Origin of the sequence: Anaerococcus obesiensis, from assembly GCF_016599815.1 — a bacterium.
In the GTDB taxonomy this organism is placed as follows: Bacteria; Bacillota; Clostridia; order Tissierellales; family Peptoniphilaceae; genus Anaerococcus; species Anaerococcus vaginalis.
Window position 1 is genome coordinate 1,785,168 of the sequence record NZ_CP067016.1, and the last position, 24,883, is coordinate 1,810,050.

General features: G+C 27.7%; 22 protein-coding genes and 1 riboswitch. Of the genes, 9 read left to right on the forward strand and 13 right to left on the reverse strand.

Translation table 11 applies throughout. The annotated features are described in order from the left end of the window. Positions 1-5: 5 nt before the first annotated feature. The 3 genes from I6H46_RS09035 to I6H46_RS09045 all read right to left on the reverse strand — a co-directional run bounded on the left by I6H46_RS09035 (position 6) and on the right by I6H46_RS09045 (position 2,863). Positions 6-812 (reverse strand): C39 family peptidase, encoded by an 807-nt coding sequence (locus I6H46_RS09035; RefSeq protein WP_019117530.1) that lies wholly within the window; start codon positions 810-812, stop codon positions 6-8. 185 nt (positions 813-997) lie between these two features. Beyond that, on the reverse strand, positions 998-1,894 hold the full coding sequence (locus I6H46_RS09040) for a diacylglycerol/lipid kinase family protein (RefSeq protein ID WP_200225847.1): 897 nt from the start codon (positions 1,892-1,894) through the stop codon (positions 998-1,000). A gap of 141 nt (positions 1,895-2,035) precedes the next feature. After that, the gene (locus I6H46_RS09045) at positions 2,036-2,863 is read right to left on the reverse strand and encodes an exodeoxyribonuclease III (RefSeq protein ID WP_019117529.1); all 828 of its coding nucleotides are present in this window, start codon (positions 2,861-2,863) and stop codon (positions 2,036-2,038) included. Between the two features lie 132 nt (positions 2,864-2,995). On the opposite strand from I6H46_RS09045, the gene ypfJ reads away from it, so the two are divergent. Further along, positions 2,996-3,853: a KPN_02809 family neutral zinc metallopeptidase gene (ypfJ, locus tag I6H46_RS09050; RefSeq protein ID WP_019117528.1), complete on the forward strand. Its 858-nt coding sequence runs from the start codon at positions 2,996-2,998 to the stop codon at positions 3,851-3,853. A 90-nt stretch (positions 3,854-3,943) separates the two neighbouring features. Here ypfJ and I6H46_RS09055 read toward each other — a convergent pair whose 3' ends face one another. After that, on the reverse strand, positions 3,944-4,279 hold the full coding sequence (locus tag I6H46_RS09055; protein ID WP_019117527.1) for an ArsR/SmtB family transcription factor: 336 nt from the start codon (positions 4,277-4,279) through the stop codon (positions 3,944-3,946). A gap of 147 nt (positions 4,280-4,426) precedes the next feature. On the opposite strand from I6H46_RS09055, the gene I6H46_RS09060 reads away from it, so the two are divergent. From I6H46_RS09060 to I6H46_RS09070, 3 genes are read left to right on the forward strand one after another with little or no spacing between them, the layout of a single operon-like run. Next, positions 4,427-4,645 carry a hypothetical protein gene (locus I6H46_RS09060; RefSeq protein WP_004838994.1) on the forward strand — a complete coding sequence of 73 codons (219 nt, stop codon included), beginning with the start codon at positions 4,427-4,429 and terminating at the stop codon, positions 4,643-4,645. A gap of 9 nt (positions 4,646-4,654) precedes the next feature. Next, a complete protein-coding gene (locus tag I6H46_RS09065) occupies positions 4,655-6,538 on the forward strand; it encodes a heavy metal translocating P-type ATPase (RefSeq protein WP_200225850.1) in 1,884 nt (627 codons plus the stop codon). Positions 6,539-6,542: 4 nt separating this feature from the next. After that, positions 6,543-7,214 (forward strand): HAD family hydrolase, encoded by a 672-nt coding sequence (locus I6H46_RS09070; protein ID WP_019117525.1) that lies wholly within the window; start codon positions 6,543-6,545, stop codon positions 7,212-7,214. Between the two features lie 34 nt (positions 7,215-7,248). On the opposite strand, the gene thiC is transcribed toward I6H46_RS09070, so the two are convergent. The 7 genes from thiC to I6H46_RS09105 all read right to left on the reverse strand — a co-directional run bounded on the left by thiC (position 7,249) and on the right by I6H46_RS09105 (position 15,849). Next, the gene (gene thiC / locus I6H46_RS09075; protein ID WP_019117524.1) at positions 7,249-8,544 is read right to left on the reverse strand and encodes a phosphomethylpyrimidine synthase ThiC; all 1,296 of its coding nucleotides are present in this window, start codon (positions 8,542-8,544) and stop codon (positions 7,249-7,251) included. A 227-nt stretch (positions 8,545-8,771) separates the two neighbouring features. Continuing rightward, on the reverse strand, positions 8,772-9,104 hold the full coding sequence (locus I6H46_RS09080; RefSeq protein ID WP_019117523.1) for a hypothetical protein: 333 nt from the start codon (positions 9,102-9,104) through the stop codon (positions 8,772-8,774). Further along, entirely contained in the window at positions 9,097-10,053 is a 957-nt protein-coding gene (locus I6H46_RS09085; RefSeq protein ID WP_019117522.1) for an L-lactate dehydrogenase, read from the reverse strand. Before I6H46_RS09085 ends, I6H46_RS09080 begins: the two co-directional genes overlap by 8 nt. A gap of 152 nt (positions 10,054-10,205) precedes the next feature. Further along, positions 10,206-11,618: an alanine/glycine:cation symporter family protein gene (locus tag I6H46_RS09090; protein ID WP_019117521.1), complete on the reverse strand. Its 1,413-nt coding sequence runs from the start codon at positions 11,616-11,618 to the stop codon at positions 10,206-10,208. Positions 11,619-11,868: 250 nt separating this feature from the next. Continuing rightward, positions 11,869-13,461, reverse strand: a complete 1,593-nt coding sequence (locus tag I6H46_RS09095) for a Na+/H+ antiporter NhaC family protein (RefSeq protein ID WP_019117520.1) — start codon at positions 13,459-13,461, stop codon at positions 11,869-11,871. Between the two features lie 85 nt (positions 13,462-13,546). Beyond that, a riboswitch (Lysine riboswitch) is annotated at positions 13,547-13,716 on the reverse strand. Between the two features lie 99 nt (positions 13,717-13,815). Next, positions 13,816-15,228: an alanine/glycine:cation symporter family protein gene (locus I6H46_RS09100; RefSeq protein ID WP_019117519.1), complete on the reverse strand. Its 1,413-nt coding sequence runs from the start codon at positions 15,226-15,228 to the stop codon at positions 13,816-13,818. A 159-nt stretch (positions 15,229-15,387) separates the two neighbouring features. Beyond that, the gene (locus I6H46_RS09105; protein WP_200225852.1) at positions 15,388-15,849 is read right to left on the reverse strand and encodes a GNAT family N-acetyltransferase; all 462 of its coding nucleotides are present in this window, start codon (positions 15,847-15,849) and stop codon (positions 15,388-15,390) included. Positions 15,850-15,931: 82 nt separating this feature from the next. Between I6H46_RS09105 and I6H46_RS09110 the strand changes: the two genes are divergently transcribed. The 5 genes from I6H46_RS09110 (at position 15,932) to I6H46_RS09125 (ending at position 22,440) form a co-directional block, all read left to right on the forward strand. Next, entirely contained in the window at positions 15,932-17,479 is a 1,548-nt protein-coding gene (locus I6H46_RS09110; protein ID WP_019117516.1) for an NAD(P)/FAD-dependent oxidoreductase, read from the forward strand. Positions 17,480-17,640: 161 nt separating this feature from the next. After that, the gene (locus I6H46_RS09115) at positions 17,641-19,401 is read left to right on the forward strand and encodes an ATP-binding cassette domain-containing protein (RefSeq protein ID WP_083857209.1); all 1,761 of its coding nucleotides are present in this window, start codon (positions 17,641-17,643) and stop codon (positions 19,399-19,401) included. Next, positions 19,398-19,841, forward strand: coding sequence for a hypothetical protein (locus tag I6H46_RS10150; protein ID WP_234287353.1), 444 nt, complete (start codon positions 19,398-19,400; stop codon positions 19,839-19,841). Before I6H46_RS09115 ends, I6H46_RS10150 begins: the two co-directional genes overlap by 4 nt. Before the next feature lie 8 nt (positions 19,842-19,849). Further along, entirely contained in the window at positions 19,850-21,157 is a 1,308-nt protein-coding gene (locus tag I6H46_RS09120) for an ABC transporter ATP-binding protein (protein ID WP_234287354.1), read from the forward strand. Between the two features lie 92 nt (positions 21,158-21,249). Next, positions 21,250-22,440 carry a dicarboxylate/amino acid:cation symporter gene (locus tag I6H46_RS09125; RefSeq protein WP_019117513.1) on the forward strand — a complete coding sequence of 397 codons (1,191 nt, stop codon included), beginning with the start codon at positions 21,250-21,252 and terminating at the stop codon, positions 22,438-22,440. A 66-nt stretch (positions 22,441-22,506) separates the two neighbouring features. Here the strand turns inward: I6H46_RS09125 and nhaC are convergent, their stop codons facing one another. Next, complete coding sequence (gene nhaC, locus I6H46_RS09130; RefSeq protein ID WP_019117512.1) at positions 22,507-24,060, reverse strand: Na+/H+ antiporter NhaC; 1,554 nt, start codon at positions 24,058-24,060, stop codon at positions 22,507-22,509. A gap of 402 nt (positions 24,061-24,462) precedes the next feature. Continuing rightward, positions 24,463-24,876 carry a DUF2871 domain-containing protein gene (locus I6H46_RS09135; protein WP_019117511.1) on the reverse strand — a complete coding sequence of 138 codons (414 nt, stop codon included), beginning with the start codon at positions 24,874-24,876 and terminating at the stop codon, positions 24,463-24,465. Between the last annotated feature and the right edge of the window lie 7 nt (positions 24,877-24,883).

The window sequence follows — 24,883 nt, forward strand, 5'->3', positions numbered from 1 at the left end:
CTCATTTAATAAACCAACCAAATATTTGCAATTTGATCTTTTATGCTATTATATGACCAAGATTTCTCAGAATTTTTCATAGAATTTGGATCATTTATAACAAATCTTCCATTTTTATAAGAATCAATAACCAAAATATGTCCAAACAAAGTAAAATATCCCTTATTCACAGAAACAATAAGGCTTCCCCTGTCAAGAGCATTAATCATAGCGTCTTTATCATTTTCAATATTTTCAATATTATGGCCATATTTATTAGCCTCATCAGCAAAAAATTTCCACTCAATGCCTTCACTTCCCATATAAGATTGAGCATCCTGAGCAATATTTGAAGGACTAATATCCAAATTTGGATTTAATCTTTTTAAAACCATAGCCATAGAAGTAGGACCACAACCTGCAAATCCAATATTAGAATTTCCCAAATTATTATAGGCCCACCTATTATCCCATTGTAAAAAATAAGGAGTAAGTCTTCCATAATTTACACTTTCACCAGGATAATATTCAAAATCAACTATTCCATTTTTCAAATTATAAACAAACTCACAAGTATCTATATCATTTCCAACAAGATAAATTTCACTGTCAGTTAAGCTATCAAAATTTTCATAAAGCCAATTAATTTTTTCATTATCATCTTTGTGTTTTTCAATATTTTTATATAATTCATCCATATCATCAGTTTTTTCCTTATTAAAAATAAGGCCAATCAAATCATCAACCCCTCCCGTAATCGAACTTGATTTAACTAATGAAAAAATAATTGAAACTAAAAAAATAAGAAAAATAAATTTTAAAAATTTTTTCATATTATTACTATATCATAAGCACATAAAATTTAATAGTAGACATAATAATTGTTTTAATTCTAATTTTTTATTTTTAAAAATTTATATGACATTTGAAATTCAAAATAAAAAAGAAGGTGTTACCCCTCTTTTCATTAATTACTATTTAAAATTATAAAATATTTCTAATCTTTATTTATTTGAATCTAATTATTTTTAGGCATATAAATTTCTACGTGTTTTTCTAATATTTCTATTTGGCATGGAAGTTGTTCGTTTAATTCTCCATCCATATCTAATTCTATTTTTTTATCTTCCAAATTTTTTATTGAAAGTTTTTTGCAGGTAAATGATTTTATATTTTCATTTTCGTCTACTTTACCAAATAGCATATCTTTAGCTGCATCTACTTTTGACATTATTCCTTCGTCTGTCATTACAAATACATTTAAATATCCATCGCTAAGGTCTGCCTTATCTTTGGAAAATTCTAAATTACCAATTTTATTTACTGTCATAACATATACCAAAGATGCTTTGCACTCAAAAGATTTATCTTCGTATTCAATTTTTATATCTACTGTTTCATCTTTTGGTAATGTTTTTAGAACATTTTTAACGTAAGCAAATCCTCCCAATTTTTCTTTTTCTTTTGAATCTGTTGATGTTGTTGCTTCTATTAATTTTCCAAAACAAACATAGTAAGAAAAATATGTGTCGTTGCATTTTCCTATATCAACTTTTTTTGTTTTTTCAAATGATAATTTTTCAATCGCCTCACAAAGATCATTTGAACCACCTATTAATTGCATATAGGTGTTATTTGTTCCACCTGGCAATAAGCCAATTTTTGGTCTGTAGTCCATTTTGGAAACCCCATTTATTACTTCATTAAATGTTCCATCTCCTCCAACTACAAATATTGAATCAAATTTTTCTTCGCAAGCTGTTTTTGCAAAATTTTCGCCGTCATTTTCTTTTTGTGTTTTTTTATCAATAATTTCATCAAATTCATCTTGTAATTTTTCTTTTAATTTTTCCATAAATTCATCATTTTTTCCATCGCCTGAATTTGGATTTTCAATTAGCATACATTTTTTCATAATATCTCCTAGTGTGAGTTAATTTAAATTTTTTATTTCCTTCTACTTTTAAAATATACCCAAATTTAAATCAATTAAAAAACAGAATAAAACATTTAAAAATTTTTCAATTTCTAAATATTTTATTCTGCAAATTTAAAATTATATATCTATTGATAAATATATTGGTGTATGATCTTGTCTGTCTCCAGAATCTATCATATTAGATTCTTTTATTTTATCTTTTATTCTGTCTGATACTATAAAATAATCTATTCTCCAGCCAGAATTATTAATCTTACTTGTCTTTACTCTTTGTGCCCACCAAGTATATTTTCCTTCAACATCTCCATGAATATGTCTAAATGTATCTACAAAACCTTTGTTTAATAAATTTGTAAATCCATTTCTTTCTTCATCTGTAAAGCCAGCTGATTCATGATTATTTTCTGGATGTTTCAAATCAATTTCTTTGTGTGCAACATTAAAATCTCCGCAAGCAATTACTGCTTTGTTTTTGTCTAAATTTTCCAAATAATTTGCAAATTTTTCATCCCAAATTTGTCTTAACTCAAGTCTGTTTAGACCATTTCCTGCATTTGGTGTATAAACTTGTGTCAAATAAAAATTTTCAAACTCTAAAGTAATAATTCTTGCTTCTTGATCCATTGTATCTGGTGCATCCAAAACTGGAAAAGTAATTTTTGTTTGAAGATTTTTTTTATAAAGCGTTAAACATCCTGCGTATGATTTTCTTGCAGGCTCTTGAGAGCTTACCCATGCGTAATCATAAGATGGAAAATATTCTTCCAAAATTTTATGATGTTTTTTGCTAGGACCAGTTCTTGGTAATTTTGTTTCTTGAAGACAAATCACATCGGCATCTTCAATAATTATAGTTTTTAAAACATCCCTAGACATAACAGCTCTATTTGAATCACTTGTAAGAGCAGCATTTAGGGAATCTATATTCCATGAAATAAACTTCATTGTATCTCCTTTAATTTATATTATTAAAAATATTTTACCAAAACTTTAAAATATTACCAATTTATTATCAAAAATAAATATTAACTTGTTTAAATTAGGGTATTAATTTAATAGAAAAAATTGGAGGTTAATATGAAATGGAAAAATAGGAGAAAAAGTTCCAATGTAAATAGAGGCTCTGGTGCACCAGTTGTTTTTGGTGGTGGAATTGGTGGACTTATTTTAGTTCTTATTTTATATTTTCTTGGAGCAGATCCTTCTGTTATAAATAATAAAAATGTAAATGAAACACAAGAAAATAGGTATGAAGAAACTATTTCTGAAAATCAAAAAGAATTGGAAGATTTTCTTTCTGTTGTTCTTGCTGATACAGAAGATATGTGGCATGAAAAATTTTTTGAATATAATTTGACTTACAAGGAGCCTAGCATGACTATTTATACAAAAACAACAAAGTCATCTTGTGGAATAGCTCAATCTGGTATGGGACCATTTTATTGTCCCCTTGATGAAGCTATTTATATTGATGTTTCTTTTTACGATGAATTAAAAAATACATTTGGAGCTGGTGGAGATTTTGCTTTTGCTTATGTCCTTGCTCACGAAGTTGGTCATCACGTTCAAAATGAATTAGGAATATTAAATCAAACTCAACAACTTCAAAAAGAATTATCCGAAAAAGATTACAATAAATATTCAGTAGCTCAAGAATTGCAAGCCGATTATTTTGCTGGAGTTTACGCATATTTTTCAAAAGAAAATGGATATTTAGAAAAAGGAGATATTGAAGAAGCAATGAAAGCTGCATCATCAATTGGAGATGACAAAATTCAAAAAATGTCTGGCTCAAGCATAAATCCAGATAAATTTACTCACGGCTCAAGCAAAGATAGAAAAAATGCTTTCGATATGGGATACAAATATCATGACATTGAACATTCCATGGAATTTTACAAAAATTTGGATTATGAAATTAAAATTAATATTTAAAATAAAAAAGATAAGCTTTTGAAGTGAACCTAAAAATCCGGAATACGGATTGAGTAGTTCACTTCATTTTTTAGCTTATCTTTTTTATTCCTATAAATTTTTAGTATCTAAAATTACATTAAACATAAATTCGCTTAGTTTATTGTCGTTTGCCTTATAAAACATTTCTTTGCCTTCTCTTTTTGATGAAATAAGTCCTGCTGTTTTTAAAATTTTTAGATGATGGCTTATCGCTGGAGATGACATTCCCATAATTGCTGCTATATTTATTACGCATTCTTTTCTATGGCATAAAAGCCAAAAAATTTGTAATCTTTTTGAATCTCCCAAATGTCTGAAAGCTTTTGAAATATCTGATGCCTTTTCTTCTTCTAATAAAAAATCAATTTTATCGTCGTTTTTATAATGTTTATGTGGTAATTTCATTTATTTCTCTCCTTATTTATACTTTACCACAAAAATAAAATTTAATTTAAATTTTTTTATTGACTTTACATAAATAATCTTGTATTATGAACTTAGATACAATTAAATAATTATTTAATCGTAAATTTTTAATTAAAGGAGAATTTTATGAAAAAATCTTACAAAATTGAAGTGGATTGCCCTTCATGTGCAAATAAAATGGAAATTGAAGCTAAAAATACTGATGGTGTAAAAGATTGCACCATAAATTTTATGATGTTAAAAATGAAAGTTACTTTTGAAGATGGTGTAGATGATAAAGAAGTTATGGAAAATGTCTTGAAAAATTGTAGAAAAATTGAAAAAGATTGTGAGATTTATTTTTAAGGATAAATTATGAGTAAAAAACAAAAGAAAAATTTAAGCAGAATTATTTTATCTGCTGTGATTTTAATTATTCTTCAATTTACAAATTTTGATAGAATTGTTAATCTCTTTTTGTATTTAATATCTTATCTTTTGGTAGGTTATGATGTTTTGCTTGAGGCATTTAATGGAATTAAAAATAAACAAGCTTTTGATGAATCTTTATTGATGTCGATTGCAACCATTGGCGCAATTATTCTTGCAATTTATACAAAAAGCAATGATTTTGTAGAGGCTGTTTCTGTTATGCTTTTTTATCAAATCGGAGAATTTTTTCAATCTTACGCTGTTGGTAAAAGTAGAAAATCTATTGCTGATTTAATGGACATTGCTCCTGATTATGCAAATATTGAAGATGAAAATGGAAATATAATTGAAGTTGATCCAGATGAAGTAGAAATTGGCTCAATAATTATAATTAAGCCAGGAGAAAAAGTTCCTTTGGACGGAATTGTAATTGATGGAGAATCTTCTCTTGATACAAAAGCTTTGACTGGAGAATCTCTTCCAAAAGATGTAAAAAAGGATTCAGAAATATATTCAGGTTCAATTAATTTAAATGGATTGTTGAAAGTTAAAACTACAAAAGAATTTGGAGAATCTACTGTTACAAAAGTTTTAGAATTAATTGAGGATGCGTCTGAAAGAAAATCAAAATCTGAAAATTTCATTACAAAATTTGCAAGAATTTATACACCAGTAGTTGTTTATCTTGCACTAGCCTTAGCGTTTTTACCAGGAATATTTTTATTTTTAATAGGTCAAAGTCCAAATTTTTCTTCTTGGATTTATAGGGCCTTGATATTTTTAATAATTTCTTGTCCTTGCGCTTTGGTAATTTCTATTCCCCTATCATTTTTCGCAGGAATTGGATCTGCAAGCAAAAAGGGAATTCTTGTAAAAGGATCAAATTATATGGAAATTTTATCAAATGTTGACCAAATCATTTTTGATAAAACCGGAACCTTAACAAAGGGAACTTTTGAAGTAACAGCTGTTCATCCAGAAAAATTATCTAAAGAAGAACTTCTTCATATAGCAAGTCACGTTGAAAGATATTCAACCCACCCTATTGCAGATTCTTTGAGAAAAGCCTATCCAAACGAAAAAGATGATTGTCAAATTCGTGATATAAAAGAAATTTCAGGCTATGGAATAAGTGCAAAAGTAAATGATGATGAGGTTTACCTTGGAAATTCAAAATTAATGGATAAATTAAATATAGAATGGAAAGCTTGTGAAAAAATTGGAACCATTATCCATCTTGCAATAAATAATGAATACCAAGGTCACATTGTAATATCAGATACAATAAAAGAAAATTCTAAAAAAGCTATATCTGATTTGAAAAAAAATAATATAAGCAAGACAATAATGCTTACTGGAGATTCTAAAGAAGTTGGAGAAAATGTGGCTAATGAATTAGGATTGGACGATTATTATTGTGAACTTCTCCCTCAAGACAAGGTAAAAATCCTTGAAGAAATTTTAGATAAAAAAGATGATGTAAATAAAAAAATTGCCTTTGTTGGAGATGGAATTAATGATGCCCCATCACTTACCAGAGCAGATGTAGGAATTGCTATGGGAGCTATGGGTTCAGATGCAGCAATTGAAGCTGCTGATGTGATTTTGATGGATGATGATCCAGGAAAAATTCCAACGGCCATAAAAGTTTCAAAAAAATGTCTAAGAATTGTAAAAGAAAATATATATTTTTCAATCGGTGTGAAAATTATAGTTTTAATTCTTGGAGCGTTGGGACTTACTTCAATGTGGGCTGCAATTTTTGCAGATGTTGGTGTTACAATTATAGCTGTATTAAATGCTATGAGATGTATGTATTTAAAATAGTAAAATGATTAAAGCAGTTTTAATTGATATAGATGATACGATTTTTGATTTTGAAAAATGTTCCAAAAATTCTTTTTTAAAAACTTTAAAAAATTTCAATTTAAAATTTAAAGAAGAAGATTTTTCTTATTTTAATAAGGTTAATGATATTTTATGGACCAAGCAAAAATTAGGAGAAATTAATATAAAAGAAGTTTTTATAAAAAGAGATTATTTGATGGGTAAATATTTTAATCTAGATATAGAAAAAGGCCTTTTCAATGATTTATTTGTAAATTTTTTATATTATGAAATTGAAATGGTCGACGGAATTGAGGATTTATTATTATATTTATCGGATAAATACAAAATTTTTACTGCAAGCAATGGGATATATAAAATGCAGGAAAATAGGTTAAAAAAATCAAATCTTGATAAGTATTTTGATAAAATTTTTGTATCAGATAAAATCGGTTTTGAAAAACCAGATAAGAAATTTTTCCAAAAAATAATGGATCTTACAAAATTTTCAAATGATGATTTAATCATGATTGGAGATAGCATAAAATCAGACATAATTGGTGCAAAAAATTCAAAAATCAAATCTATTTATTTTAATAAGGAAGACAAAAAAATTTCAGATGAAAATTTCACTTATCAAGTAAAAAATTTATCTGAAATTAAAAAAATATTGTAAAAAAGTGCGAAATCTTTTCGCACTTTTTTAAATTTTATAATTTTATATCTTTTCCTTCAAGAATTAAATTCATGTTTCTAGCTGAGCACATTGCCCCACACATGGTGCAAGTATTTTCTTCTTCTGGACTTGATGAAGCTCTATATCTTCTACATTTTTCAGGATCAATTGCAAGTTCAAACATTCCTTCCCAATCAAGTTTTTGCCTTCTCTTGCTCATTTCAAGATCCCATTTGCTTGCGTCTTTTAATTTTGCAATATCTCCAGCATGAGCTGCAATTTTTGCTGCAATAATTCCTTCTTTTACATCATCAACATCTGGAAGTTTCAAATGTTCTGCTGGAGTTACATAACAAAGGAAATCTGCTCCATAACTTGCTGCAATTGCTCCTCCAATTGCACTTGTAATATGGTCATATCCTGGAGCGACATCACAAACCAAAGGTCCCAAAACATAAAATGGTGCGTTGTGGCATAATTTTTTTTCAAGTTTCATATTCATTTCAATATCATTTATTGGAACGTGTCCTGGTCCTTCAATTATTACTTGAACATCTTTCTCCCAAGCTCTTTTTGTAAGCTCTCCAAGAGTAATTAGTTCTGCAATTTGGGCAGGATCTGTTGCATCGTGAATTCCACCTGGTCTTAAAGAATCTCCAAGTGATAAGGTAACATCATATTCTCTTAAAATATCTAAAAGTTCATCATAATATTCGTAGAATGGATTTTCTTTATCATTCATTTTCATCCAACCAAATAAAAGTGATCCACCACGAGATACAATTTCATTTACCCTTCTATTTCTCATAAAAATTTCAGCGTTTGCCCTATTTATTCCACAGTGAATTGTAACAAAATCAACTCCATTTTCTGCATGGTTTCTTACAACATCCAAAAATTCTTTTGCTTTTATAAAACTTAAACCCTTATCCAAAAATCCAACTGCATCATACATAGGAACAGTCCCAATCATCGCTGTAGATTTTTCAATTAATCTTTTTCTAAATTCTTGAGTTTTACCATAATTTGATAAATCCATAATTGATTCAGCCCCCATTTTTAGTGCCATATCAACTTTTTGCATCTCAAGATCAAGGTCATTTAAATCTTTTGAAATTCCTAAATTTACATTGATTTTAGTTTTTAATCCTGTGCCAATTCCTTCTGGAGAAATGGAATTGTGATTTTTATTTCTAGGAATTACAATTTCGCCCTTTGCTATTTTTTCTAAAAGAAATTCTTCACTAACATTTTCTTTTTTGGCAACAATTTTCATCTCTTCAGTTACAAAACCATGTTTTGCAGCTTCCATCTGTGTCTTATATTTCATAAATTAAAAAAACCTCCTAAAATTACTTATAGGAGAATAAATATGCTTCATCCCTTGCAGGCATTATCCTGTCCGGTTTGATGGTCGAAGTCGAACTTCCTCTCAGCACATAGCTCCCATAGATCATTAATTTACAATTATCATTATAGTAGAAAAAAGAAATTAAGTAAAATAAAGCTTAAATTTTTGCAAAAAAATAGAGCCATAATAATATGACTCTATACTAATTATTTATTTAAATAATTTTCTAAATTTTTAATAGCCAGCTTAATATTTTCAGCTTTAAATCCCTTGTTTTCATTTCCAATAAGAATTTTTATATCATTTTCATCCATTTTACAAATATCTGATAATTGTTCATAACTTAAATTAGAATTTTTTGCTAGCTTTTTAAACTTATCTATACTTTTATAAAAAGATTTTTCAAAAAATGCCTTAGACATATTAGATAAAAATAAGCCAAGAAGTCCAGCATAAATATTTATCATTTTATATAGAGCAAAGCAAATTATAATATCACAAATTCCAAAAAGAAAATATTTATAATATAATTTATTCATCCAAAACCTCTTGGGCAAGTTTATAATTTTCTTCAAGATCCTTGCATGATTTATCAAACATTTCTTGTTCCTTTTTAGAAATGTCCATCTCAAGAATTTTTTCACATCCATTTGCCCCAATTACTGCTGGAACTCCTGTGTATAAACCCTTGTTGTTATATTCTCCATCAAGATATGCTGATGTCATTATAATTTTCTTTTCATCCAATAAAATTGCTCTTGTAAAATCAAGCAAGCAATTTGCAATTCCAAAATGAGTTGCACCTTTTCCTTTTATAATTTGAAAAGCCTTGTCCCTAATTTTTTCAGAAACTTCTTCTTTAAACTTATCCTCATTGTCAATATTATCTAAAAATTTATCAATAGAAATCCCCTTAATTCTTGCATTTGACCACAAAGCAACTGATGAATTGCCATGCTCACCTATTACATAAGCTTCAACATCTTTTGGATTACAAGTTACTTCTTTTGCCAAATATTGGATAAATCTTGCTGTATCAAGATTTGTTCCACTTCCTACAATTTTATTATAAGGAAGACCTGAAACTTTTTGAACAACTTTTGAAATAACATCAACTGGATTTGTTGCAAGCAAAATTATTCCATCATAACCATTTTCAATAACTTTTGGAATTGTATCAACAACCATCCTACTTGCAATTTTTATATCATTTAGTCTATTTGTAAGATTTTTTTGGCTATTTCCATAACACAAAACAACCAAATCAGCATCTTTACAGTCTTCGTAAGAACCTTCCTTAACCAAAGTTGGAGATTGTGTTTTACAACTTGCATCCATCAAATCATTAACATCTGCAATCGCCTTGTCCTTATCTATATCAATAATTGAAAGAGTACTTGCAAGTCCAGAATTAACCAAAGCAAATGCATAAGAAGATCCTACAAATCCACTACCAATCAAAACAACTTTTCTTCCTAACTTATTCATAAATACCTCCATGTACTTAACTTTACTTTTTGATTATACGATTTTATTTTTTAAATGAAATATTTTTTAAATTTCTAGCTTATTTTACTTAACATATTTGTTAATATTTTGGAAAATAAAAAATCCTAGCACAAGCTAAGATTTTTAGAATTTTATATTTTAAAATTTTTATATTCTCCCTCATCAGAATAAAGACTATTATTTTCCTTATCCCAAACAGGCTTTTTTCCTTCTTGTTTTTGTTTTTCATAATCATCTAAAACAGTTTTTACGGATTTAAACAAAAATATTAATGTTATTACATTTATAAATACCAAAATTCCTACAAAAACATCAATCAACCCCCAAACTCTATCAAGGGACATTTTTGTAGAAACTATAAACATAACAGCTGCAAAAATTCTATAAATCCAAAGTGGAATTTTAAAATTTTCTTTGAATATATGAATTACATTAGCTTCTCCATAAAATAAATCTGCAATTAATGTTGTAAATCCAAAAAATGCCATAGCAAAAGCAACAACCCATCTTCCAACTAGCCCGATTTGTGCAGAAAAAGCATCTTGAACAAGATTTATTCCGTCAGATCCATTTCCCAAAACACCAGTTAATAAAATCGCGAAAGCTGTAAGCGAACAAATTATACAAGTTGTTACAAAGGTTCCAAACATTCCCAAAAATCCTTGTTCTGCTGGATGGTCAACGTCAGCTGATGAATGCATAATTCCTGCAATTCCATTACCTGCATCGTTTGAAAATAATCCTCTTGCAACTCCATTTCTAAAAGCTTGCATTACACTATGACCAACAATTCCTCCAACAGCTGCTTGTGGACTAAAAGCTGATTTAAAAATTAATGCAATAACAGAAGGAAGTTTACTAATATTTGTAATTATAATTATAAAAACAATTATTACATAAAAAGCTGCCATAATTGGCACCAAAAATCCTGTAACTTTTGTAAGTCTTTTTACTCCACCAATAGTAATTATTCCTGCAAGAATTGTTACAATGACCCCTACTATAATTGGATTAAAATCAATAACATCCTTAAATCCATTTGCTATTGAATTTGTTTGCATAAAGGCTATACATAATCCTACACCAATTATATATAAAAATGCTGTTATAATTGATAAAACTCTTTTGCCCAAACCATTTCTAATATAATATGCTGGACCACCCCTATAAGTTCCATCAGATAATTTAACCCTATAAACTTGACCTAAAACTGTTTCGGCAAAAGTGATTACCATACCTAAAATTGAAGTAACCCACATCCAAAAAATCGCACCAGGACCACCAGCTACAAGAGCAGAAGCAACTCCTACCAAAGAACCTGTTCCCACTTGTCCACCAACAGCAGCAGCCAAAGCTCCAAAGCCTGAAACATTATCATCACTTTTTAAATTTTTCTTCAAAACATCTTTTATATCTTTAGCATATCTTATCTGAGGAAAACCTAATCTTATTGTATAATAAAGACCTACTCCTAATAAAACATAACCAATAATATTGCTCCACAAAAAATCTGCAATACCAATTATGTTATCTAATAAAAACATAAATCCTCTCTTTCTTAAATATCATTTTTATCCATATTTTTTATGTTAGTTTCTAATTATACTTGACTTAATCTTTAATGTAAAATAATTTATTTTTTAATTAATTTTTTCAAAAAATAAATTACAGTAAAAAAATCTCTTACAAAATAAAAAATCGCCCCTAATTAGAAGTAAATCTTAATTTTTAAATTTTTAAGATAAAATTCTAACTAAGGACGATTGTATTTATACCTTTACAAAAATCACAAAATCATTTTTTACTTTTATTTAAATACAACATAAAAATAAAAATTACAATTGCTCCAAAAGCTATTGAAATTAAAGCTGATTGTGTAAAGCCTGCTATTATAAAAGAAATTGTAGCTATTGATGCAACAGTTATTCCATAAGGCAGTTGAGTTCTTACATGATCGACGTGAACGCATCCTGCTCCTGCTGATGACATAATTGTTGTATCAGAAATTGGAGAAATATGATCTCCACAAACTGCTCCTGAAAGACAAGCTGAAATTCCTATAAAAAATATTGGATCAGTTGGATCAAACATTGATGCTACTATAGGAATCAAAATTCCAAAAGTTCCCCAACTTGTTCCAGTTGCAAACGCTAATAAAATTGCTACAACAAATATAACAGCTGGCAAAAATGTGCTAAGTCCACTTGCTGCATTTGTCATAAGATTTCCGACAAATTTTGTTGAGCCTAACAAATCATTTGAAATATTTTTTAAGCTTGTAGCCATTGTTAAAATCAAAATTGCAGGAACCATTGATTGAAAACCTTCTGGGATTGCATCCATAGATTTTTCAAAACTTATAACTTTTCTTATCAGAAAATAAATTATCGTAATAATTAAAGCTATAATTGCTCCCATTGGAAGAGCAACTGTCGAATCAGTATTTGCAAAAGCATTTACAAAATCCATATAAAATTCACTAGATTTATCAAAAAATCCACCAATATGAACTAAAGACAAAACAGAAATTATAATAAGACTTAAAATTGGAAAAACTAAATCAATAACTTTTCCTTCAGGATTACCATCTTCTGCACTAACTTCTGATTCTACTATATTTCCCAAGTCTCCATCATTAATTGCCCTATCTTCAAAATCTTTCATAGGACCATAATCTCTTCCAAAAAGAATAAGAGATATTACAAAAAACAAAGTTAAAATAGAATAAAAATTATAAGGAATCGCCTTTATAAATAATTCTATTCCCGAAAGACCTGTTCCTTGTGCATATCCAGAAACTGCAGCAGCCCATGATGAAATTGGTGCAATCATACAAATTGGAGCTGCTGTTGCATCTATAAGATAAGCAAGTTTTGCTCTAGAAATTCTGTGAGAATCAGTAATTGGTCTCATTACAGAACCTGATGTCAAACAATTAAAATAATCATCAATAAAAAGCATAATGCATAAAAAATATGTTGCAAGTTGTGATCCTTTTCTTGATTTTATCTTTTTGTCAGCCCATTGCCCAAATGCTTTTGATCCTCCAGAATGATTTATTAATACTACCAAAATTCCCAAAACTATCAAGAAAATAAAAATTCCTGAAGTTTGTGAAATAGAATTAGTTAGACCTTTTACAACAATATTATCTAAAAATTTTGCCAAAGATCTTTTTGATGCTAATATTGCTCCTATTACAATCCCCAAAAATAAAGAAGAATATACTTCTTTTGTCATAAGTGCCATTAAAATTGCCACAACTGGGGGTAATAACGCCCAAATACTAGCATAAGTTTCAATACCACTTTCTACAATAAATATCGAAACAATTATCGGTGCTAAAGAAATTACCAAAAGTAATGGTAATTTTCTTTTTTTGTTCATTTTAAAACTCCTCTCGAATTTAAATTGCAAAAAAAGTCATGACGCATGCCATGACTTAAATATTAAACTATATAAAATAATTATAAACCACGACAGCTCTCCATAAAAATATGGCAGTACGACAGATATTCTCCAATCGTCCCGGCAACTTTAAGTCTTGGGCAGACTCAAAATCCCTCGGTGGATTACCCTTTCAAATATTTTCGATTCCCAAAAAAATATTTTACTAATGTTTTCCGCACCTCTATCACGCTTGTTCAATTGCACTATGAATACTACCATTAATGAGTTGTTTTGTCAAATTGCAACAATCTTTAACAAGCTAACGGTTAAAATTTATTTATTTTTTTGTAATTAATTCCAATAATCAAGTTTTTCTTTCATACCAATATCTTTTGCTTTAAATATTGGATTTTTTCCACTTGCTTTTTGAATTTCATAATCTTTTAAACAATCAATAGCTTTTTTAGATAAAATTAGAATTGAAGGTAAATTTATTAAAGCCATTATTCCCATCAACAAATCAGAAATATCCCAAGCAAGTTTAACTTTGCTCATAGCTCCCAATAAAATTACAATTACTGCAAACAATCTAAATATTATCATAAAAATTTTTGATGGTGTTTTTTTATTTATATAAGCAAGGTTACTATCTACATAAAATAAATTTCCAATCAAAGTTGTAAAAGTAAATAAAGCTAAGGAAAAAGAAATAAAATAATTTCCAAAGCTACCCAACAAAGTTGAAAGACTTTCTTGAACATAAGGAGCTCCACTTAAAGCCTCGCTTGGTTCAATTCCAGAAGAAAGACACATAAAAGCTGTAGCTGAGCAAATCAAAAGTGTATCAATAAAAACTGAAAGCATTTGAACAAGACCTTGTTTTGCTGGATGAGAAATATTTGCACTTGCAGCAGCGTTTGGTGCTGAACCAATACCAGCTTCGTTTGAATAAAGCCCTCTTTTTATTCCATACATCATTGAAGAAGATGCAAGGCCTGCAAAAATCGCTCTAAAATTAAAAGCATCCTTAAAAATATTTGAAAAAACAGTTGGAATATAAGAAATATTTACAACTATCATAATAATAGCCACCAAAATATAAATAATTCCCATAAAAGGAACTAAAGTTGATGTAAATTTAATTATTCTATCCCCGCCACCAAAAATACAAATTCCAGTAATGATTGCAAGAATTAATCCAATAATAAATGGAGTTTTGTTTGGATCATAAAAATCATAAGCAATAAAAGAAGTTTGAAGATTAAAAGATGCAAGCATATTAAAACCAATTGCATAAGTCAAAATCAAACTACTAGCAAAAATAATTCCAAGTGTTCTAGATTTTAAACCTTGTTCAATATAATAAGCAGGTCCACCGTAAGATTTATTATTTTCATCTCTTTTTTTATAAATTTGTGCAAGAGTAGATTCAATAAAAGCACTTGCTCCACCAATTATCGCAACAATCCACATCCAAAAAACTGCACCATAACCTCCTAGGCAAATTGCTGTAGAAATTCCTACAATATTTCCAGAACCAACTCTAGATGCAGTAGAAACCATCAAAGCTTGAAATGAAGAAACAGCACCTTCCTCTTCTGGTTTTTCCATTACAACATTAATTGATTCTTTCAATAACCTAACTTGTAAAAATTTAGTCCTAAATGTAAAATAAAGACCTATCAAAAGCAACAAAATTATTAATATCGGATAATAAAGAATTTCATTTATAGGTCCTATAAAATTACTAATTTTTGTTAACATATTCCCTCCTTTAGTTTAGTACAATAATACGAAAATGTATTAAAGTTCTATGATTTAGTAAAATTATATCATAAAAATATTTTAAGTAAATTTACGATAAAATTAATAAATATATTAAAATAGTTCATTTTTCTTTTCAAATTTAAAAACATTTTTAATTCAATTAATACTTTTCACATAAATTTGGCAAGGATTATCTCGTGACCAAATTTCTTCAATTACTTCAAATTTTCTAAATCCCAAAGCTTGATAAAATTTATTTGTTTTATCATATCCATCGTCTATTCCTTCTTTTAAAGTTTTTACTTGGACAAATTCATAATTATACTTTTTTAAAATTTCAATGGATTTTTCAAATAAATATCTTCCTATATGATTTCTGTGATATTTTTTCAAAACTCCCATTACAAATATTTCAATAGTATAATCCGAAGTTTCTTTATAAACGATAAAACCAAAATTTTTTCCATTTTCACTTGCTTTGAAAAAAATATATTCTTTAGATTTTTCTATATAATTTTTTACAGCATCATCATCTTCAAACCATGAATTTAAATCATTTAATATGTAGGATGAAATATTTTCTTTTTCTAATTTATTTTCAACTAAACTAACTTTCATAAGTTCCTCCTAATCAATTATATATTATTTTAAATTTATTTAACATGGAAAATCTGTTAAAATTAATAAGAAAGGATGTCTTATGTATATAATTAGAAATATTAAAATTCCATACGATTTGGATAATGATAAAAATTTAAAAAAGGCTATTGAAGAAAAAATTAATAGAAAAATTGATTCTTTTAAAATTTATAAAAAATCAATCGATGCAAGGCGTGGTATTTTTTATGTTTATCAAGTTTTGATTGATTGTGAAATTGATAAAAAAACTAGGAAAAAATTAAAAAATGATATTGGGGAATTTGTTGAAGAGGATTTAGTTTTAGGAAATAAAAATAAAATAAATTCTGCTATTATTGTTGGATCTGGTCCCAGTGGACTTTTTTGTGCCTATGCTCTTTGTAAAAATGGTGTTAAAGTTACTATAATTGAAAGAGGAGAAAAAATTGAAGATAGGGTAAAAACTATCGACAATTTTATTAAAAATTTAAAATTAAATCCCGAATCAAATATTCAATTTGGCGAAGGTGGTGCTGGTACTTTTTCTGATGGAAAACTAACTTCTAGGTCAAAAGATAAAAGATCTAGGGAAATTTTTAGAATTTTAGTTGAAAACGGCGCACCTGAAGATATTTTATATACCCAAATGCCCCATGTTGGAACAGATCTTTTAAGAAAAGTCATTATAAATATTAGGAAAAAAATAATTGAAATGGGCGGAGATTTTCATTTTAATGAAATTTTTACGGATTTAAATATTGAAAATGGTAAAATAAAATCTCTTATTACAAATAAAAATGAATACCAAGCTGACGAATATGTTCTTGCCTTGGGCAATTCTTCTCGCGATACTTTTATTATGCTGGATAAATATATTGACATTAGTCAAAAGAATTTTGCAGTTGGATTTAGGATTGAACACTTGCAAAAAGATATTAATTTTAGCCAATATAAAATTATTGATGATAGACTTCCACAGGCTTCCTACGCCCTTAAATATTTTGATAAAAAGAAAAATATTTCTGTATATACTTTTTGTATGTGCCCAGGCGGCTATGTCGTTCCTGCATCAAGTGAAGAAAATCGTCTTTGTGTAAATGGAATGAGCTATCATGACAGGGGAAATTATAATTCAAATTCTGCTGTTGTTTGTGCTATTGGACCAGAAATTTTGGGAAATAATAATCTTAGTGGTATTAAATTTCAAAGAGAAATAGAAGAAAAAGCTTATATGCTTGGTGGAGGAAATTTTACTGCTCCTGTGCAAAAAGTTTGTGATTACATTAATGGAGTAGTTTCAAAAGATTTGGGAAAAATTAAGCCAACATACAAACCATCTTATAAATTTGCTGATTTAAATAAAATTTATCCTGAAAAAATAAATGAGGCTATAAAACTTGCCTTAATTGATTTTTCAAAAAAAATGAAAGCTTTCTCCGATGAAGATGCAATATTAACAGGAGTTGAAACAAGAACTTCTTGTCCTATTAGAATTGAAAGAAATAAAAATTATTCAACTTTAAAATTTAAAAATCTAAGACCAATCGGTGAAGGAGCAGGTTATGCTGGAGGAATAATTTCATCAGCTCTTGATGGTTTAAAATGTGCAATTGAAATATTAGAAAATTAAGATGGTTTTTACCATCTTTTTTTGACTTCATTAAATTAAATTGTTAATATTAAATTAGTTTAAAGAAAGGAGAAGAAAAATGAACAATAATATTAAAAATAAAGAGGTAATTTGTAACTTGTAAGTGAGGAAAAGCTCCTTGACTTACTACAACAAGGAGGATGCCGTTTAGGCTTTTTATGAAAGAATTAAAATATATTTTTAAATCAATGGCTAAGTATGAGCCAAGCATGTATTTATTAATCATACTTTACTCCATATTTATCGGCTTAAAACCATTTATATGGATTATTTCGCCTGCCTACATATTGAAAAATTATCAAAATGGACTTGATTTTATGTTAGGCTTTTTTATTTTATTATTAGTCCTATCAACGATTATAAGTTTTTTTGAATCTTTTATCATGGGTAATTACCGTATGAAAATGAATAATATCAGATATAAATATATGAATATGGTAACAAAATATGCCCTCTACCTTCCCTATGAAGAAAAAATGAAAAAATCTGAATCTGAAAAAATAAATAGTGCAAATAAGGCTGTCGACAGTCCCTATCTAGGAGCAGGTGCTGTAATGATGACTTTGCCAGAATTTTTAGCATCCCTAACTTCTATTGCAGGATTTTTGTGGATTTTTTTAAAAATTGGCGGAATCATTTTATTTTTGATAATTATTTTGACAATAATTTCAACTTATATTGCAAATAAAATTCCTAGAGAATTTTCTAAATTTTGGAATGACCAAAATGAAAACTACAATAAATTTACAAAATTAAACAATGAGCTAAGATCTCCCTTATCAAAACAAGATATACTTATTTTTGATTTTATAAATGTCTTTAAAAGTTTTTACAAAAAAACCAACCAAGATAGGATAGCCTATCTAGTTAGAACAGATAAAAAAACCTTTAAAATTTATAGCCTTGTAAGACTTATAAATTTTATTAGAGATGCTCTTATTATGTATTGGCTTATTACAAATTTGATGAGTGAAAAGCTTGACCTTGGCGATTTTTATGTTTATTTTACAGCAATTTTAGCCTTTGTAAATTTTAACAATTTGTTTATGTGGATTTTTAATGATTTTTTTGATAATCTTACAAGATTTAAACCGTTTTTTAAAATTATAAATCCTTATCAAAAATCTTTTGAAAATAAAAATTTACCAAAAATTTTAAAAATTGACCTAGTAAATTTATCATTTAAATATCCAAACTCTGATAAATATGTCCTAAAAAATATAAATTTAACCATAAACAATAATGAATCAATAGCCTTAGTCGGAGAAAATGGAGCAGGTAAATCTACTCTTGCTCTTATTCTTGCAGGTTTTTATAAATCTTATGATGGGGAAATTTTTATTAATGGTAAAAATTTCAAAAAACTAGATTATGATTATAATAGCTTGGTTTCAGCTGTCTTCCAAGATTCTCAAATTCTTCCATTTTCTATTAAAGAAAATATTTTGTTAAATGATTCTAATAAAAATCTAGAAAAAACTTATGAGCTTACTCATTTGAATAAAATTATAGAATCTTATGACAAAAAAGATAATCAAACTTTGCTTAGAATTTTAGATGATGATGGAGTTGATCTTTCTGGTGGACAAAAGCAAAAATTATATTTGGCAAGAAGTATTGAAAAAAGTTCTTCAGAACTTTTAATTTTAGACGAACCCACCGCCCAACTTGATGCTCTTGCAGAAAGAGAATTATATACCTTATATAATGATTTAACCAAGAACAAATCTTCAATTTTCATATCTCACCGTCTAGCATCAACAAAATTTTGCAACAGGATAGTTTATCTAAAAGATGGAGAAATAAAATCTACAGGAAGTCATGAAGAACTTATGAAAAACGATTCTGATTACAAAGATTTATACAATCTTCAAGCAAAAAATTATAAGGAGAAAGTATGAAAAATATTTTAAAATTATTAAAAAAAATAAATGAAATACACAAAAATTTTATCAAAAAATTTGTAATATTTTCCCTTATTATGGGAATACTTCCTATATTTTCCATTATTGCACCAAAATTAATAATTGATGAAATATATGGACAAAAAAGATTAAAAATAATTTTTATAATTGCTTTTCTAGTTTTAATTTTTGATTTAATAAGAGGATTAGTTAATAGGTTAAATGCTAATTTAATTACTGAAACTTTTGAGTCATTTATTGATATTTATACTTTTAAGTTAAGTGAAAAGGCAATTAAGCTTCCAATAGAAAAATCTGATAGCAAAAAAATTCAAGATGAAATGGAAAAATCTCATTTTGCAATTTTCGAAATTTTTAAAATATATGATTTATTTGCAATAACAATAAACTCTACAATTACAGGTATTTTTCTTTAATAATTCTAATGAAATTATCAGTTTTGGTTGTACTTGTGGTACTTATTTTAATACTTTTAAATAAAAAAATTGTAAAATTAATAAAGAAAAATGAATTAGACTATCAAAAAAATGATATACCAAAACTAAGGGCTTACAGATTTTTTATAAATTTTTCTCAAGACCATAGATATTTTAAAGATATAAAAATTTATAATGGAGAAAATTTTATTTTAAAAAAATCTGAAATTTTTCACCAAAAATTGGTCAAAAATTCCAGCGCATATTATACAAAAAATGGGATTTATGTTGGGCTTATGAATGTATTTTCTAATTTTTCTATACTTGGATCTTTGTTTTTTCTTGTAGTTAAGCTTATAGAAAAAGCCATAAGCCTTGCTGATTTTACTTTATATTTTAACTCATTAATAAGTTTAATAAATGCAAGTAAGGAAATACAAAAAAATTATGCCCAAGTAATTGCCTTTAATGAGCAACTTCAAAGCTTATTTGATTTTTTAAATCAAAAAGAAGAAAATTTTGATGAAGGAAAAATCAAAAAAATAAACACAGAAAAAATCACTATTAAATTTGATAATGTAAGCTTTAAATATCCAAAATCAAAGGAAAAGATTTTGGAAAATTGCTCTTTTGAAATTAAAAATGGAGAAACCGTAGCTCTTGTGGGGAAAAATGGTGCTGGAAAATCTACAATTGTAAAACTTTTGTGCAAATTTTATAAGCCCACAAAAGGAAATATTTATTTGAATGGGATTAATATAAATGATATTGATACAAAAACATATTACAAAATCCTCTCCCCAACTTTTCAAGATTTTAGATTATTTCCTTTTAGAATTTCTGAAAATATTTCAGCAAATTTATTAGATGAGATTACAAATTATCAAAGAGAAAAAATGGATGAATCTTTTTATCTTTTAAATTTGAAATCTTGGATAGATGGTCTTGTAAATAAAGAAGATACATTCTTAACTTTCCTTTTTTCAAAAAATTCTGTCGAACCTTCTGGTGGAATTGGACAAAAACTTGCTCTATCAAGATCAATTGTTCATGAAGGGAAATTTTTTATAATGGATGAGCCAACAAGTGCTCTTGATCCAAGAAGTGAACAAGAAATTTTTGAGAAAATGCTAGATATTTCAAAAGGACAAACTTCGCTTTTTATTTCTCACAGGCTTTCATCAACAAAGTATGCTGATAGGATTATTGTTTGTGATAATAAAAAAATTACAGAAAATGGAAATCATGAAACATTAATGAAAGATGATGGACTTTATAAAAAAATGTATTTAAGCCAAGCAAAACTTTATGATTAATATAATTTATTACAATAAAAGACTATTATAGTATTGTAATTTTGTCGAATTAATGTAGAATATTATTAAAATAAATGAAAGAGGTATGAAAAATGAAAAAGAAAAGCTTTTTCAATTCATTAGTTTTTAAGCTAGTGATGGGAATTATTGTAGGAATTATTATTGGACAAATTTCAAATGAATCTGCAATTTTGGTAGTTAGTTCGATAAAAACAATTCTTGGAGATTTGATAGGATATATTGTTCCTTTGATTATCCTAGGTTTTGTTACACCTGCTATTGTTTCATTAAAAGAAAATGCAGGAAAAATTCTAACTGTAACTTTATTGATTTGCTACCTTTCATCAATTGGTGCAGGAACTTTTAGTTTTTTGGCTGGAAAAGCTATTATTCCTCATTTAAATATTGCATCCAATGTGGCAGGAGCAAAAGAAATTCCAGAATCTATTTTTAAATTATCAATAGATCCAATAATGCCAGTTATGACAGCTCTTGTAACATCAATTATTTTTGGTATAGCAGTTATCCTTACCAAATCAAAAACATGGGAAAATTTATTATTAGAACTTAATAATATTGTTTTAAAAATCGTAGACGTTGTCGTAATTAATATGCTACCTTTTTATATTGCTTCAACTTTTGCAGTTTTAGCTTATGAAGGAGTAGTGTTACAAGAATTGCCTGTATTTTTGAAAATAATTTTAATAGTAATAGTTGGACATTTTATTTGGATGACACTTTTATATTCTTTGGGAGGACTTTTCTCAAAAACAAATCCAAAAGAAGTTTTTGGTCATTATTTACCAGCTTACCTTACAGCCTTAGGAACAATGTCATCAGCAGCAACCCTTTCAGTTGCCTTAAAATGTGCTAGAAAATCAAAAACATTAGATCCAAAAATAAGAGATTTTGTAATTCCACTTTGTGCTAACACACATCTTTGCGGTTCAGTTTTAACAGAAGTATTTTTTGTTATGACAGTTTCACAAATTTTAACAGGACAAGTTCCATCAAATGCAAATATGATTGTATTTATTGCATTACTTGGAATTTTTGCAATAGCAGCTCCAGGAGTTCCTGGAGGAACAGTAGTTGCAAGTTTAGGATTAATTATTTCTGTTTTAGGATTTAATGATACAGGAACAGCTCTTATGCTTTCAATATTTGCCCTCCAAGATTCATTCGGAACAGCTTGTAACGTAACAGGCGATGGAGCAATAGCTCTTATGGTTACAGGAATTTTTGATAGAGTTCCAAAAGATCATAAAGAAATTGAAGAATAAAAAATAATGCTATACTTTTTGTATAGCATTATTTTTTTGAAAGAAAAGCTTATTTAAATGGAGGATTTAAAGTGAAATTTTTGGAGCTTTTCCTTCTTTTCTTAATTTATCTAATTGATTTGTTGCATAAATTTCTACTTCTTTTGGTGCGTGTGCTTTCTTTTTCATTTTTGTTTTTCCAAAAATATTTGTGTATGAACCATCTGCCCAAAATATATTTCTTTTAAAATACGCTGTTACTAGAGCATATATTGGATTTATTAAATTTACAAATGCAAATGGGAAATAATAAAGAGGATTTACTCCCAAAGTTTTCATTTGATAAGCTCCACAGGCTGTCCACGGAAACATAACTGCCCACAAAGTGCCTGCATCTTCTAAAGTTCTCGATAAAAAATTTCTTGAAAGACCCATATCATCATATTTATCTTCATAAAGTGGAGCTGGAACTCCAATGCCTAAAAATTGATCACACATAGTTGCATCGCAAAAAATTGAAGTTGCCATTGTTGTAAAAACAAGTCCACCAACTGAATTAATTTTTTCTTTTAAGTGAGCAAATAATTTTTCAACAACTCCAGATTTTTCTAAAGCTCCTCCAAAAGATACAGCTAATAAAATTAAATTTATAGTCCACATTTGATTATCCATTCCTCCCTTTGCCAAAGCTTGATCAACAAAAGCATTTCCTGTTTCAATATCTGGACCATAGTGTAAAATTGAAAAAATTTCAGCAAGAGATCTTGGCTGTTGAAAAATTAAAGAAAAAATAATTCCAACTACAACAGAAATCATTACACCAGCCAAGCCTTCAATTCTTAATACACAAACTAAAATTATAATTGCAATCGGAAGTAAGACCAAAGGATTTAAATTAAAATTATTTGCAAGAGAAGTTTTTATGCCTTCTGCAATTGTTGGATCATAATTAACAACATTTGCCCTAAGTCCCAAAATCGTATATAAAATTAAAGAAATTATAAAAACTGGACCAGTTGTAGAAATCATTGCAGTAACGTGATCAAACAAACCAGTTTTTGAAACACCAGCTGCAAGATTTGTAGTATCTGATAAAGGAGAAAATTTATCTCCAATATAAGCACCAGAAATTACCATACCAGCACTAATCGCTGGATTAATTCCCATTCCCTTTCCTATTGTCATAAATGCAATTCCAATTGTTGCTGTTGCAGTCCAAGAAGATCCACAAGCAAGACTTACAATCGCCGTTATGATACAACCAATTGGCAAAAATAATTTTGGATTTAATAAATCAAGCCCATAATAAATAAGAGCTGGAATTGTTCCACTTATCATAAAAGAAGAAACCAAAAGCCCAACAGTAAGCAAAATTAAAATTGCATCAAGAGTTGTGCTAATCCTATTAATCATTCCATTAATCATCTCTTTAAAAGAATGACCGCAAATCATTCCAACCAAACAAGCAACAATTATTCCACAAATTAAAGGCATGTGTGCCCCATCATAAATAGATTCAAATTTTCCATCAACTTTTTCTTTTGCAAAAGCAAATACATAAATCATCAAAGACACCATAGTTATAATCGGCAAAATCGCTTCAAAAAAACTAGGTAGCCTAATTGATTTTTCTTTTTCCATATTAATTCCTTTCATAGTAAATTATATTTTATTATAATGCCTTGATAAAATTATATGTTAAATTTTATCGTATATTTATTTTACAATATCAAGAGCTTATTGTCAATTTTGATTTTAATTATTTTATTTTGTTATCTAGATAAAGCAAAATAATTAAATCATACCCCATTAAAATAAATGGCTTAAAAATATTTTTATTTTAACAGCTAAGTTAAATTTTTAATATAAATAAGAATTAATTTTTTTCTCTTAAAAATTTCAGTAGGCTTTAAAAATTTTAAAAATTCTTAAAAGCTTTCAATTTATTTTATTTTTTGAATATTTACATAAAAAAAAGGCTATAGAAAAATTATTAATAATCATAATTTACCTACAGTCCCTTTTAATTTTCATTTGTAATTTTTATTTTACAATAGATTTTAAAGACTTAAAGAAAAAGTAAAATGCTACTGCCATCAATATATGAAATACTCCTGCTATTCCTGAAATTGACATATCCATTGCTTTTGTCAATTGGCTAGCGTTTACTTGTGTTAGACCTCTTACAAACATTGTAAGACTTGTTCCTACTAGAGCAAGGTTATAAACTTTATAAAATCTAGAAAAACTTTTTGTTTTTATTAAATCATCATTGCTATATACGTAAGCTCCTATTACCAAAAATACTAACATACCTAAAACTAAAACGTAAGGATGGACTTTTGAAAGACTTGTTAGTCCTTCAAATCCCTTAAGTTTAGTGTATTCTCTATAAAAAGCTCCTGCTGTTAAGCCATAAATCATATAAAACATTGCTGTGTTGATTATTTTTTTCATTTTTTCT